Source organism: Polaribacter sp. IC073 (assembly GCF_007997075.1).
GTDB lineage: Bacteria > Bacteroidota > Bacteroidia > Flavobacteriales > Flavobacteriaceae > Polaribacter.
In genome coordinates this window covers 42,418-56,397 of the sequence record NZ_VORS01000012.1, presented here as the reverse complement: position 1 = coordinate 56,397, position 13,980 = coordinate 42,418, and the positions used below count along the sequence as shown (strand labels likewise).

The 13,980-nt window shown below is 27.8% G+C and carries 13 protein-coding genes and 1 CRISPR repeat array; all 13 genes read right to left on the bottom strand.

The annotated features are described in order from the left end of the window. Window positions 1-23: 23 nt before the first annotated feature. Window positions 24-1,113: a CRISPR direct-repeat array (repeat unit 36 nt; unit sequence AATATCGTTTTTTCTAATCTTTAATCAAACCACAAC). An 86-nt stretch (window positions 1,114-1,199) separates the two neighbouring features. Continuing rightward, a complete protein-coding gene (cas9, locus tag ES045_RS15240) occupies window positions 1,200-5,480 on the bottom strand; it encodes a type II CRISPR RNA-guided endonuclease Cas9 (protein WP_147117137.1) in 4,281 nt (1,426 codons plus the stop codon). Window positions 5,481-5,692: 212 nt separating this feature from the next. After that, a complete protein-coding gene (locus tag ES045_RS16870; RefSeq protein WP_223267274.1) occupies window positions 5,693-5,845 on the bottom strand; it encodes an NUMOD1 domain-containing DNA-binding protein in 153 nt (50 codons plus the stop codon). 54 nt (window positions 5,846-5,899) lie between these two features. After that, window positions 5,900-6,337 (bottom strand): GIY-YIG nuclease family protein, encoded by a 438-nt coding sequence (locus ES045_RS15230; protein WP_147117136.1) that lies wholly within the window; start codon window positions 6,335-6,337, stop codon window positions 5,900-5,902. After that, window positions 6,321-7,721, bottom strand: a complete 1,401-nt coding sequence (locus tag ES045_RS15225) for a primase-helicase family protein (protein ID WP_147117135.1) — start codon at window positions 7,719-7,721, stop codon at window positions 6,321-6,323. The genes ES045_RS15230 and ES045_RS15225 overlap by 17 nt, the downstream gene beginning before the upstream one ends. 171 nt (window positions 7,722-7,892) lie before the next feature. Next, window positions 7,893-8,633 (bottom strand): hypothetical protein, encoded by a 741-nt coding sequence (locus ES045_RS15220; protein ID WP_147117134.1) that lies wholly within the window; start codon window positions 8,631-8,633, stop codon window positions 7,893-7,895. A gap of 188 nt (window positions 8,634-8,821) precedes the next feature. Continuing rightward, entirely contained in the window at window positions 8,822-9,067 is a 246-nt protein-coding gene (locus ES045_RS15215; protein ID WP_147117133.1) for a hypothetical protein, read from the bottom strand. Between the two features lie 50 nt (window positions 9,068-9,117). Next, complete coding sequence (locus tag ES045_RS15210; RefSeq protein WP_147117132.1) at window positions 9,118-10,098, bottom strand: DUF3871 family protein; 981 nt, start codon at window positions 10,096-10,098, stop codon at window positions 9,118-9,120. After that, a complete protein-coding gene (locus ES045_RS15205) occupies window positions 10,082-10,972 on the bottom strand; it encodes an AAA family ATPase (protein WP_147117131.1) in 891 nt (296 codons plus the stop codon). Before ES045_RS15205 ends, ES045_RS15210 begins: the two co-directional genes overlap by 17 nt. Window positions 10,973-11,092: 120 nt before the next feature. Next, a complete protein-coding gene (locus tag ES045_RS15200; RefSeq protein ID WP_147117130.1) occupies window positions 11,093-11,437 on the bottom strand; it encodes a hypothetical protein in 345 nt (114 codons plus the stop codon). 133 nt (window positions 11,438-11,570) lie between these two features. Beyond that, complete coding sequence (locus ES045_RS15195; protein WP_147117129.1) at window positions 11,571-12,314, bottom strand: hypothetical protein; 744 nt, start codon at window positions 12,312-12,314, stop codon at window positions 11,571-11,573. Between the two features lie 4 nt (window positions 12,315-12,318). Next, complete coding sequence (locus ES045_RS15190) at window positions 12,319-12,732, bottom strand: hypothetical protein (protein ID WP_147117128.1); 414 nt, start codon at window positions 12,730-12,732, stop codon at window positions 12,319-12,321. A gap of 24 nt (window positions 12,733-12,756) precedes the next feature. After that, window positions 12,757-13,284 (bottom strand): XAC2610-related protein, encoded by a 528-nt coding sequence (locus ES045_RS15185; protein WP_147117127.1) that lies wholly within the window; start codon window positions 13,282-13,284, stop codon window positions 12,757-12,759. A gap of 30 nt (window positions 13,285-13,314) precedes the next feature. Then, window positions 13,315-13,965, bottom strand: a complete 651-nt coding sequence (locus ES045_RS15180; protein WP_147117126.1) for a hypothetical protein — start codon at window positions 13,963-13,965, stop codon at window positions 13,315-13,317. Window positions 13,966-13,980 lie beyond the last annotated feature (15 nt).

The following is a 13,980-nucleotide window of genomic DNA, read 5'->3' as shown; positions in this document are numbered from 1 at the left end:
CTTCAACAGCGCCATTTCTATCGAATATCGTTTTTTCTAATCTTTAATCAAACCACAACCACAGAGCATTGCGTTCTATTATAGATACCAATATCGTTTTTTCTAATCTTTAATCAAACCACAACTGTAACTACTGAGGAGCTATACATGACACTAATATCGTTTTTTCTAATCTTTAATCAAACCACAACCTTTCACTACAAGGCAATGCAATTCCAACAAATATCGTTTTTTCTAATCTTTAATCAAACCACAACTTACCGTGGATGACTTTGTTGTGTCCCATTAATATCGTTTTTTCTAATCTTTAATCAAACCACAACGTAAACCTGCCTTGTAAATCCTTAGCTCTAAATATCGTTTTTTCTAATCTTTAATCAAACCACAACTAGAATCCTAACATCCCACCTATTATCTGAATATCGTTTTTTCTAATCTTTAATCAAACCACAACGTACAAGTGCCTACGAACCTATAGCATGCTAATATCGTTTTTTCTAATCTTTAATCAAACCACAACTACAAGTAACGTTGCGTTAGTAAGTAGTAAAATATCGTTTTTTCTAATCTTTAATCAAACCACAACAAACAGTAGATGTTAATGTTCCTGATGTAAATATCGTTTTTTCTAATCTTTAATCAAACCACAACTGCTTTCTCACTAGATATTGTATCACATTTAATATCGTTTTTTCTAATCTTTAATCAAACCACAACGGTGGGTACGTTGTTGGTCGTTCTGCCGAAAATATCGTTTTTTCTAATCTTTAATCAAACCACAACTTGCCGCATCCTAAAGATTTCGAAAACATAAATATCGTTTTTTCTAATCTTTAATCAAACCACAACCATGGTTTGGTGTAGTACCAATTTAGAAAGAATATCGTTTTTTCTAATCTTTAATCAAACCACAACCACCAATTAGTTAAGTATAATAAAAAAGGTAATATCGTTTTTTCTAATCTTTAATCAAACCACAACTTTTGAGTTGGTGCGGTTTGCACGCTCTCAAATATCGTTTTTTCTAATCTTTAATCAAACCACAACTTCAATAGACAAATTAATTACTTCGGATGAAATATCTTTTTTTCTAATCTTTAATCAAACCTGAACAAAAACTAGCCAAAGAAAACTAAATTTTTATTTGCGATTTCAGTCTTATAAAGCTACGCAATATGTCAATGAACTTAACCTTTTTTTTAATGATTATTAAATTTCACTTTTCCAGAGGGCGATATTTCAAAATCATACCCTTGAACCAATATGTTTAAACCAGATTTTGATATTCTCAATTTTTCATTAGGTTCTTGAAAATTAACACTTGATGATTTTTTTAATTCACTGTCTGGTTTAGCTATTGTATGGTGTCTAAATTGTACTCTTCCATCAGATTCAATAGCAACTGTTTTATAAAGTCTTTTAGAAATTCCTATATTATCTAAATCATGAACTTCACTTCTATAATTCTCATAAAACAAAACCAAGGTGCCAGTCTTCAATATAAATTTAAGTGTCAATATATTTTTGTTTTTATCAATAATATTTGACTCTAATGCTTCCTTACTGTTACTCTCATTTGATGTGAAATATTTGCCTGCTTCAAAATTATTTACAACTCTAAATTCTTTTAGTTTTTTAGCTTTATTATTAATACCTTCATAGACTGCATAACAATAATTTCCATCATTTTTAGCAAAATAATGTTGTTTGTATTGGTGTCTTGAAGCATCGCGATGCTTCTTTATTATTAATGGATTTGAAACATCTGTTGTAAAATATCTAATTCTTTTTATTGGTACTGGATTTCCGTTTTTATTCGGCAATACATAAAGTTCATTTTCAATTTTGTTTGATAAAACTCCAATTTTGTCTTTTATAATTTGTTCTTCTACATCATTTACTTTGTTAATTTCTTTTTTTAATCCTTCAATTTCTTTTTTTAATCCTTTTTCTAGTTTGCGGGCATTGCAAACAATTTCCTTTACGGTATCGTCTACTATGTTTTTTAAATCTGTATCAGAGAAACTTTCTAATGGTTTTCTTAAAACGTATTTTATGATTTCTGAGGACTCCCCTTTTTTATTGATTACTTCTCTCTTTATGGCTCCATAAAAACTTTCTTTATGCAAGGATCCTCTTACAGTATCTCCTTGTTTATATTTAATTTCTCTTTTTTCATTTCTCTGAATAATTCCACGTTTACGTATAGCTATTTTACTTTGTATTGGTAAAGCATCTGGAGTATGATGGCTGATTAATATATTTTTATCAAAATTCTTAACATCATTATTAAAACCTTTCCATGGAATTCTATGTTTAAAAGATGGTTTTTGTTTACCATAAAAAGTATAATCTTCATAATTATGGTAATATTCTGCTAAAGCATCATTTATGTCTTTTGAGCAACATGCAACGACTACCGCATCTTTTGCGTGATGCGCATGGTTAACTCTTTCTTTTTTCTCTAGCCCCCATATATCTCTTAAATTAGATGTTGTTTTACCTTTAACAGGATATACTTTTGTGAATAGTGATTTTAAAAATAAGTTTCCATATTTACTAATGATTCCAATATCTACAGATTGACTATTTTTAAACCCTCTTGGAATTTCAGTCATTGTAAAAGTGTTATATTTATGCTTTAAATAATTATATTCAAAACGTAATTTAGCTCTTTTTTGAATGTTGCTGTCTCTATTTTCCTTTGTGGTTGCTGCCCTAACTTTTTTGGTAATGTCTCTAATTTGATCTTCTAAATTTTTATGTTTTGCATACCAATGTTTTATTCGTAGTAAAATTTCTCTATGGTTAACACAATCTGCTGGTATTTTATCTTTTTTAATGTCTCTATTATAAATAGAACAGCATAAAGTTTTATTTGTTTGAGAATTATCTAAACTTTTGCTTCTAGGAATGGTATGTTCTATATCAAATTTTGGGTTTGCTCCTATAAAATCACAAACTCTTATGCTTTTTCCAGTGTAAAGACAAACTCTATTCTGTTCTATCCAAAGTTGATATTTTAATACTTCATCCTGTGTTGGTTCAATCTCTAAGTTGCATTGTTCTTGATATAATTTTTTTATATCATTAACATAACTCTTTCTGTTATTTTCCAAATCGTTTTGCCATTGCCTTATTGCAACTCTTTCGTTCGAACTTTTAAGCTCTCTAGCCATTTCAATACGAATAGTGGAATTCTCGTCAATTGCATCATCTTTTATTAATTGGTTAATAACTTTTCGAAGTTGATGCAATGCTCTCATTGCCATTGGATTTTTAATAGATGATATTAGTGGGCTTCCTAAATATAATTTACCATCTTTATCGCTACGTTTAGCTTTATTATAAACTTCAATTGCTGAAGGATGATAGAGATTTTTAAGTTTATAGTCTTCAATATTAAAGTTATCTCTTAAAAACTCTTTTATACGCTCATCTAATGTTTCTTTTTTTAAGAATTGACCACGTTCAAAATTTAATTTCATTTGAGTTGAAAAAAGAGTAAAACTATCTTTTAAAAGCATTTCTTTTTTATCTTCAGAAAATGAATCCCAAAGTTTTAAACCAAAATATTCTTTAATATTTTTATCAAGGTCTTTTTTATAAGCATTTATAACAAAAATATTTGAATCACTCCACGTTTCCTTATTGTTTTTAACATTTTTAATTAATCCATTAACAATGTCAACTATATTTTTATAAGTATTATAATTTTCTATAATTGAAAATACTTCATTATTTATGATTTTTCTATCTTTCTCATTATTCCAAATATCTTTTGGTAAAACAGTTTTCATATTTGCAAGAAAAACAGCGTGTGAGTAAAGCAATCCTTTCTCTAAATAAGGTAAAATATTACGAATTGCTTTTAAACTTAAGGATCCGTAATCCTGTTTTAATTTTATTTTTGAAAATTTTAAAGCAGTAATTTTATCACAGCCAATGTTATTTATCGCAAATTTTTCTAATTTTTCTGTTTTATCAAATCTAAAAAGCACATGCCAAATAGCATCAATGATTTGATTTTCTGATTTATTAGAATTGTCTTTGTTCTTTTTTGTAAAATTCTGATTTAAATAGGTTATCCAATCTTCACCAAAAACAGATCTTAAATTTGCAATCGTAGGACAGCCTGGAACATTTGTGTAGTTCCCAAAGTTGAATAAAACATCCAAATCTTTTGCATTCTTATCCTTGTAGTATCCTGATTTTAAGTGCTTGGGGGTTAGTTTTTTTGTTATTTCTTCAAAATCAAAATTAGGTTTAGATTTTCTGTAAAAAAGTGGTTTTATAATTGCTTTTTCATCAGTATTTAAAATTCTTAATTTATCTTCATTTTGTGGTTTTATTTTAATATTATTTAAAAAACTAAACATTCTAAATAACTCAAAAGCTGGGTGAGATATTGGCACACAAGCCTTGTCATTTTCTAAAGGGCATTTAGCAACTAAACCTTTTTGAGATTTTAATGGTCGCTGAAAAAAGATAGCGTTTTCAATATCCTTTTTTAATGTTAATGAAAGGTTTTGCTTATCACAAATAATATGAAACTCTTGAAGATAATGTTCTTCACGATGCGTGTAATTATTTCTTATTTTTTGTCCATTTATATGCAATCCATAAAAGTACTCACCTAAAGTATTACAATTAGCTTCCGTAATTTTTTCAGACAAATTATTAATTGCACTTTTAACTTTTCCTAAAAATTCCTTACGATTTAAACGTTCTAACAATTTTTCTTTTAAAGAAACTAGTTCTTCATTTGCGTTATCTTTTAAAATGGTTTTAAATGCTCTACCTAAAGTAAATAAAGCTTTATTCTGCGTGTCTGTTTTATCATAAGCTTCAAGGAAATTATTATAATCAAGAAATAACTCTTCTTTAGTATTAGATTGCTGAATAATATCTTCAATCTCATTATTTTTTTCTTCAATTATTGAATTATCAGAAGTGTCTAGCCTATTACTTAAAAAGCCACGTCTTTGAGCCATATGATAGAAAGCTCGTCCTAATTCATGTCGATTAATTACATTGTTTAATTCAAGTTTTTGAGTAGAGCTTTTGAAGCGAAATGCATATGGGTTTTTATTTTGTTCCTTCCTTTCTAATTTATCATTCTGATTGTCGGTACTTAACCATATCCTAAAGTCGTCATTAGTAGGGTATTTTTTTTTATATCTCCAAAGATTTAATTCTTCATCTGTTAATTTAGGACATAAATTATTGTCTGATAAAACTTTTAACAATTCTAGCTTTCTAAGTTTTCTTCTATATTTTAGTTTTCTACCACTTCTATAGCTAGTTCTTTGAGCAGCTTTAGAGCTTTCGCTACTTGTTTTTGCTTCTATATTAACACCTTCAGAAAATATTCTAACTCCTTTATCTATTAATTTATATTCCTTTTCATTATTATCTTTTTCAACAATAGCCCAACCAATACTGTTGGTACCTAAATCTAGTCCAAGTATTTTTGTCATAATTATAGCAATTTTATTTTCTCATAAAGTTAGAGATAATAGTTAAAATAAAAAAACTTTTCCTATATTTGATACAGATTAAAATTTCTAATCTTTAATCTTATCACAATAAGGCTATATGCCGTAGATGAAAATCTTTAGTCCTGCTTCGGTAGGACTTTTTTATTTTTAAAAAAGGTAGCTTTTAAACTACCTTTCTTTTTTAATTAATTCTATAAATACTTCCAAATAAAACCTCCACAACTATTTCGTTCACCTCTGCTAACTTTGGCTATACTTGTTTTATTGCACCCTGTCAATTTTGATGCTTCAGACACAGAGTTAAATTCTTTTATAAAGATACCTTGTATAGAATATTGATGTATCTTTTTTCTCCTCTTATCTGTTAAAGGAATAAACTCATCTATAAAGTCATAAGTTCAATAGAAGCCTTTACAGACCTTATTAACACTTAAACAAATCTTTGACAAGTCTTGCTTATTTAAACCGACTACAGCTCCTGAAATGGTCAAATTAGAGTAACTGTCTACTAATTCTCCTGTTATAATATCATACTGATAAACTGTTTTTTGGATTCCACCTCCACTATCAGAATTATAGCCTTCTTCTTTTGAATTATATTCTAAAATATATTCTTTTTCTTTTTTTGCTAATTCATCTGTTGTGATTGCTGTATCAATCTGCTCCCATTTAAAAGCATCAGCTCCATAAGTAGCGATCGCATTTTGAAATGCATAACTCTTGCCTTTTTTAGACTTTTTTAAATGGTCTTTTTTTCTTTCTTCTAAAGTTTTAGAAGTTGCCCCAATATAGACTTCTTCTGATTCCTTATTTGTTACTTTATATATCACTTTCATCCTCTGCACTTTTGACCATATTAAACAAGTAGTTACCACCAGTAGATTTTATTTCTAATTTCGCATCATTATCTTTACAAAACTCATCCATCCATTTTTTAAATGTGTGAGCAGAAAATCCTACTTCAGGAAAGTAACCTTGAAATAACTCTTGGGCTTCTCTTTTATCCTCCCATTTGTTAAATTCAAAAAAATCATTAGCAAACTCAACAAACTCCTTAGAAGTATTCATCTCTAATTTCTTTTCTTCAAGGTTTATAGAAGGTGCTTCAACCAAACCGTGCTTCAAATATTCCATTAAACACTCCATTAAAAAATAATAGAATTTCTGCCATTCATCAACACTCCAAGCATCGTTAAAAAACCTGTTACCAAAATCTATTTCAGGTGTAAACTCTTCATTGTAGTAATTTGCAACTTCAAATTCAAACCTTCTTCTTAAATCAGATGAGCCTCCTGGACCTTTTACTGGATAATTTGAAGTAATTATAATTTTAGGAGACTCTTCATGTTTAATGTAAAATGCATCTTTCCTTTTTTTCTCTACCTCAACACCAGTTGTAATCATGGAATAAAACAACTCTAAGCTTGTGGCTTTGTTTAGATCATCATATGTAATAATATCTGTTGTCAAGTTTATTCTTTGATTTTTAAACCAACTCTCAGCTTTTATAGATTTTCCATCAAATAATTCTAAATCTCTAACTTTAGATAAAGCAACAGATAATAGAGTTTTACCTGTACCTCCATTTGTTTTATCATTTAAAAGCATATTTTCATCATAAAATATAATAGCTTTTGACTCATCCTTGGTTTTGCACCTATGTGACAAGTACCCTAAAATAGTTTTTAATGATAAAAATCTATTTATATCATTCTTAGATATATTGTTACAGAACTGGTGGAATTGTCCAATTACATCACTCTTGTCTTCTTTATAGTTATGGTCAATAAGCCTATTTCTCCATATAACATATGGTAACTCACTATAATCTTTCACGTCAATTCCATCCTTAGAAACTATACAATAACAGTTTTTATAATAAAAAACACCTGTATCCTTACTATCTCTATCTTTTGGCAACTCACCTAATGGTAAAAAGCTTAATTTTTTATTAGATATATATTGACCAACACTTTTTACAAAAGTCTCATAAACTTTATATTCACCATTATTTCTCAAATAATTCGCAACAAGTCCTATCATTTCATCCTCGGATGATAGTTCAATTATATTGTTCTTTTCATTTACTAACAAATAGTTTGTAGGCGACAATTTTAACCTCATAAAACCATGTAATGCTAAAAAATCATATAACTTTGAATGTGATATTTTTAGACTTCCTTCATCATAACTCCAAAATGGAGATTCCTTTTTAATCATTTTTAATACTTTTAAATTTATTATTATTTTCACAAAGGAATAACTGTGTTAGATTTGCTGTTGAGTCTCTATAGCAACTATTCTTAACGGACAGTTTTGTCTCTTGCTGTTGCAAAAGTATATTTGGAAGGAAAATTTAGTGGGGGATAAAGTAACGCACCCCTAATAAAACTAAGTGATATCAAAGAAGTTTTTTTCTTGAAAAATATTTCTTAACCTCTCTACTGATTGATTTATAGTTCTACTACCACTTTTAAAATCTGAGAAATTATTTTTACCAACTTTGAAGTTTATATGCTTTTCAGTTTTTACATCATAAGACATAAAGTTATTTTCTAATAAAACTTTTAATTCTGAATTACTATGCCATTTAATATGTTTTTTTTCTCTAAGTAAAAAAAATAAAACAAGAACATCTTGTCTTATTAAATTAAAGCTCATTTTATCTCCAGTTAAAACCTCTTTGTTAAAATTAAATTCTTGAATCTGATCTAAACAAAAAATTATATTTGAAGCAATTAAATTTTTAATATCATTAGATAAATAAGAACAATTTAGGAGAATCTTTTCAAAACTCAATAAATCATTAATTTTCTGACTACAAAATAAATCTACATCACCTTTATTTAAATTAAGTCTATCCATTTCATTTTGAAAAGATTGCATAAACACCTCGTGTATTTCAATCAGTTGTGGTTTTAAATAATCTTTATAAAAAAAAACTTCAACCTCTTTGGATGTTACGTTTTCAAAATTAAAATTAAAATAAGAAACACTAAAATCTTCTATTTGGGCTTCTTGAAAAAAATCTCTATTCCCTAAGTTTTTATTATCTGTTGATTTGTATTGATTCTGTAATTCAAGAAAATTTTCAGGAATTAAAATGTCTTTAAAAGTTATGTTCTTTTTCATCTGTTAAAAAGTTGACAAGTTGACTCGTCAAGTCTGACAAGTTTTTTTTATAAAAATACACAACATATATTATATTCCAATATGTTGTGTATACTTTAGCTAAACTTTTTCAGTATTTCTTTAATTATATAGGAGGAAAAGTCTCAAAAGTTTGAATATTCAAAATACAACATAGACTCCCATTATATTTAAACAAGTATAAAATGATAGCAATAATAAGATTGATTTCTAATCACATAAACAGATAGTAGGTCTTTTGTTATTTTAACTTTGTCTACTAAAACAATTTCATTCTTTACCAAAACACCAATATTATACTTCACTCTAACTTTAAAAGGGCATTTTAAACATTCTAATTCATTTTCTGAATTCACAATATAAATCTCAAAAGGAGAAATATATTTTAATAAGTCTGCTAATTCTTCATCATCCATTTCCATTATTTTACACTAGGTTAATAATCAGTTTATACAAAATAGCTATATTATAATGTTGATAGGTACCAGTTAGGTGTCCTGTTTTCAATAGAATTAGCTAGGTTTTGTATAAACTCGTGTGTATTAACGTTTCGTTCTAAATTAGAATCAATGTATGACGACTTGTTTGCTTCAGTAAAAAGATTGTAAACATTCCATAAACTAATTTGATTTTCTGACCTTTTGAAATTGTCGTCTGTAAAATAATCCTTAACAACTGATCCTATCTGTGAATCTGTTAGTTGCAATGGAAACTTACCTTGTTTCTCTATTTTAGATAAAAAATGATACATCCGCATTTTGCCAATTAAATGAGCAAACTGCTTTTCATCTAAATAATAATTACTTAATCTTTCTAACTTATCAATATGAGCTTCTTGATTGTAATTATATATCAGGTTCTTAACAGCTTCCTGTAATTCCTGAATACTACTAACTCTAATTTCAGAATTCAAACCATCAGTAGCAATACAGAGATTTGTACAAACCGTGTTTTCGTAACCAATAAAAACTTGAAATTTTTCTATTGATTTCTTTGAAAATAAGTTCTCCTTATTGTACGCTCTCACACCTCCAATAGATAAATTTAGTATCTGATTATTTACCACTATTTGTCTATTTGGTATCTCCATCATAAAAGCCATACGTTCATAGTAGGTAGTTTTTTCATGCTCTAAGAGCTCTTTTACAGACTTCCCAATTGCTGAAGGAATTCTTCCCTTAATTTGATGAGAAACCCTTATAGAAGGCATTATTAACACTCCATTAAACGTAGATTCTGCAATTTCTTTGGTAGCATCAATAAATTGAAAATGTGATAACGTAGTTTCGTTATCTTTTGCAAAAACAGGGATTATACATTCCTCTCTAAGATGATTTAAACTTACCTCTACAGTATTCGCTTCTATAAATTTACTAGATGATTTCTTTACTAAGTTTTTAGTATCTTCAATCATACTTTCTACTTGGTGATTAGCTACTAATTCCATTTTCTGATGTTTTATTATTGTTAATAATTTCTTTGCTTTCTATAACCATAGATTTTACGTTTTCAATCTCTTGCTTACGATTTAAAATAGTATCGTTCAACTCCTTTTTAAGACTTGAATACTTTTGATATAAATGTCTTAAACCTTCAACAGTTGTACATTCTGCTATTTCCTTTTTAGCATCTGCAATTGAAACTCCTTGATTACACCAATCTATTAGCATTTTGCCAACTCCTTTGTTAATTAAAATCTCTGGTTTGTCCATAAATAGACCTGTTCTATCTTTTGTTGCTTTCGCCATATGGTTCTCATTAATTATCTCAAAATCAACGGTTAATTCATAGCTAAAACCCTCACGAGTAATATCCTTTAAACCGTGTTTCACCACCCTTGTTTTACCACTTGAATCCCTATCCATAGAATAGTCCATTTTCTTTCTAACTGTTGTTATTACGTGGCATTTTGACTGTAGAATAGCATCTATAAAAGCTTGATGTCTAGGCGTAATTTTAGCCCAATCTTGAAACCTACCCCCTAATTGTTCGTGTATTTGTAAACAACCTCCTTTTCCTTGCCACTCATGAGTGATTGAATCTATTATAACTACTTCCATGTTTTCTTTTTCACATAGCCTTATAGCCTCTATATATCGCTCTGGACTGTAAGGTTGATTTAAAGAAACCACATTAAAATCCCCTAAATGAGAATACAGGGAAGCACTATTATTTTCTGTATCTATTACAGCTATTTTAGTCCAATCTCTTGTAATTCCATAGGCTAATAAAAGAGCGGAATAGCTCTTTCCAAAACCTGATGCACCAGACAATCCTAATCTTAATTTTACTTGGTGCCTTTTTGCTTTTTGTAATTGCATAATTTTAAATATTATTGTTTATAATTAAATTCAATGAGATTATCTCACTAAAAAAAAGACATAAAAAAAGAGCTTACATCTCTGTAAACTCTTTATTCTATCTTAACTTAAAAAATTAGTTTATAAAACCAATTCTTTTTCCACTACATTGTTTTTAACAACGTTTTCATCTTCACTTACATATTGATAACTATGTGTAAGTATAACCAACTCCCCAGTATCTGGTATTGCATACTCATATGCTTCTACCTCTACTTTTTTAATACTACCAGGAAAATCTGAACCAATTAAACTTTCACACATTTCTTCATCAAAAGTACAACTGACATTTACTTTACGTGCTGTAAAATAAGTTCTTCCTGTTTCACTGCTTTTTACAGCTTCAATTCCTCCTTGTACAATTAATGCACAAAACTCTGACCCATCTTTTCTTTCAAAGGTCTTAAATCCTACAATTTTTACCATAGTTTCTTAAATTTTAAAGATTATTTAATAGTGCGGGGGTATCCCGCAATGGTAAAAGTGAGTGGGGGTTGATATTAGATTACCTCGCTTTCACGATAGGAAAAGTTTTTAAAAATTTTGAAAAAAATTATTTTTATATTATTTTGGAATCTTTATAATAACAATATAAGGCGTCATTAAATTGCTCATTAATTATACGGAAATTTTGACTATTTTTCAAATCAAAATCATTCTCAAAATAAAGTGGTGTATTCAAACTAAAAGCTCCATCTGCTGTTAAATGTTTTAGCTTTGGAATTCCTCCTAATTTTGAATTCTCTTTAATAGTTATGTCTATTACAGTATTTTCAGAATCTAAAAGTACAATTACAGAATCAATAACTGCCATATCTGAATAATCCAAATCTTGAGATAAACCAAATTCGAATTGATAAACTTTATGCTCAGTTTCCCAATAGATTTCAGTCCATACATTATAGATACTATGAGTATTAAATTCTTCGAAAGAAATAAGGCATTCATCTGGAATATTAATTTTTATTCCTTTAACAATGGAAAATTTAATTAATTCGTTTACAAAAAAAGATTTTTCAAATTCTTCTGTGTAACCTTCAACAATAGAATAAGTATTATCTTCTTTATTAATAAAATTTACATATAAATAACTGTAAACAAATTCGTTAACAAACTCCACAGATTTCTTAAATTTATCGTTAATGTTAATATTATTGATTTTAGAATTATCAATATATACCTCTTTTTTTAATGAGATTTTTTCCTTAACATTTAAGTCTTTTACTTTTGGCTTATATTTTGGGGTGTACTTATCTAATAAATAAAACACTACTAATAATACTATAATATAAAATAACCACATGATTTTAAAGATTTTTAATTACTAATAAAAATGAAATAAATAAAACAGCTAACATACCAAAACAACCAGTGCTTGTTTTAGCATAACCTTTTTTTAGTGCTTGATATTCTTCACTTCTTAAATGTGGGCTCATAACCTCATCTATTAAATAACGCCAATCATCATAAGGTAATTCATCATTAATAATTTTAGAGCTTGACTTTTTAATAGTTTTAAATCCTAACATTGTTACTAAAGAAAAAACTACCCCTCCATTTACATTATCTAATTCATAATAATCAAATCCTTTTTTATGAGAAGCTAAAGGAATCATAAAACTTACTTTTTTAGAATCATCTGAAACTAAAGAATAGTTTTTACCATCTAACCAAAATTTTACTGCTGGTTTAAAATTGGGGTACATTGTTGATATTTTCATATTGTTACTCTCTTTTTAATTTTATTAATTTATCTTTTCAACTCTAAATAACTCTCTATTATCCAGCATCCCATCTGGTTGTGTTAATATTAGTTTTTCTTTCTTATTTATTTTTTGAATTCTAAAATTCCAATCTTTTTGATATATAAATTTTTGCTGCTTTATATCATATAAATAATAATGAGAATAGCAACTACCTCCACAATCCACTTGAATTGTAAAATCCAAGAATCCATCAAAATTATAATCATAGAATTTCATTATAACATAACCCAATCCTATATTGTCAGGTAAATTAACATGCTCATCCATTTGTTGCTCTTTATAGAATATTTTAAGGTTTTTAATACCTCCTAAATACCCATATTTTTCATTAGGTGTCATTTTGCTATTCCAAACAGCTACAAATTCTAAATCGTTAACTTTAAACTTATTTGTGTCTTTTGTTATTTTAATATTTATTTCGTTTTCATCAGCAAAATTAACCCACCTATCTTGTGAATAGGTTATTGATGTTAACAATAAGAAAAAATAAAATCTATTTTTTAGCATGTACTTTTATAATACTTGGTGAATTCTCTGTTAAACACTTACTGCCTCTTTTATAGACCTTACAAAATTCTCTGTTTCTATTTCTTTCTCAAGAATTTTATTTATCGCATTTACATCATCATATATTTTGGTATATAATTTTAGAATAGTTGTTTCTAAAAAATTTAAATTTCTTAAATCGCCGTATGTTTCATACCAGGCTATAAAATCTTCAAAGCTTAAATCTTCTTTAAAACTATCAATATCTGTTATCATTAATTTATACTGTTCTTCTACAAATTTGTAATCAGAGTATGGTTGAAAACTCACTTTTTCATCTTCATAAAAATGTGGCTCTAAACTATATTTTTTCTCAATAATATTAGACCCTATAATTTTAGAACATGTGTAAATATCATCTACAAATTTCTCGTCTTTACTTTTAATAAGTAGGTCTAAGTAGTAACCAGATGTAGATAAAAAAGTCAATCCCTCACAACCTTTATTACAATCTCCACAGATTCCAAAAAAAATCTCATCAAAATGACAACACCCCTCTTTTCTAGCAGTGTTAAACTTTTTTTCTAGCCTATTTAGAAATCGGAATTTTGTAACATCCATATATGAAGTATCATCATCAAGTAATACATTAAGCCTAGCTATGTCAAAGTTTTTTATAGCTTCTATAATTTCATTCTTCATTCTTCTGAATTTATT

Excerpts from the sequence above, each read along its gene's own strand:
- cas9 (WP_147117137.1), bottom strand. The coding sequence starts at position 5,480 with ATGACAAAAATACTTGGACTAGATTTAGGTACCAACAGTATTGGTTGG.
- ES045_RS15230 (WP_147117136.1), bottom strand. The coding sequence starts at position 6,337 with ATGAAAGTGATATATAAAGTAACAAATAAGGAATCAGAAGAAGTCTAT.
- ES045_RS15225 (WP_147117135.1), bottom strand. The coding sequence starts at position 7,721 with ATGATTAAAAAGGAATCTCCATTTTGGAGTTATGATGAAGGAAGTCTA.
- ES045_RS15220 (WP_147117134.1), bottom strand. The coding sequence starts at position 8,633 with ATGAAAAAGAACATAACTTTTAAAGACATTTTAATTCCTGAAAATTTT.
- ES045_RS15215 (WP_147117133.1), bottom strand. The coding sequence starts at position 9,067 with ATGGATGATGAAGAATTAGCAGACTTATTAAAATATATTTCTCCTTTT.
- ES045_RS15210 (WP_147117132.1), bottom strand. The coding sequence starts at position 10,098 with ATGGAATTAGTAGCTAATCACCAAGTAGAAAGTATGATTGAAGATACT.
- ES045_RS15205 (WP_147117131.1), bottom strand. The coding sequence starts at position 10,972 with ATGCAATTACAAAAAGCAAAAAGGCACCAAGTAAAATTAAGATTAGGA.
- ES045_RS15200 (WP_147117130.1), bottom strand. The coding sequence starts at position 11,437 with ATGGTAAAAATTGTAGGATTTAAGACCTTTGAAAGAAAAGATGGGTCA.
- ES045_RS15195 (WP_147117129.1), bottom strand. The coding sequence starts at position 12,314 with ATGTGGTTATTTTATATTATAGTATTATTAGTAGTGTTTTATTTATTA.
- ES045_RS15190 (WP_147117128.1), bottom strand. The coding sequence starts at position 12,732 with ATGAAAATATCAACAATGTACCCCAATTTTAAACCAGCAGTAAAATTT.
- ES045_RS15185 (WP_147117127.1), bottom strand. The coding sequence starts at position 13,284 with ATGCTAAAAAATAGATTTTATTTTTTCTTATTGTTAACATCAATAACC.
- ES045_RS15180 (WP_147117126.1), bottom strand. The coding sequence starts at position 13,965 with ATGAAGAATGAAATTATAGAAGCTATAAAAAACTTTGACATAGCTAGG.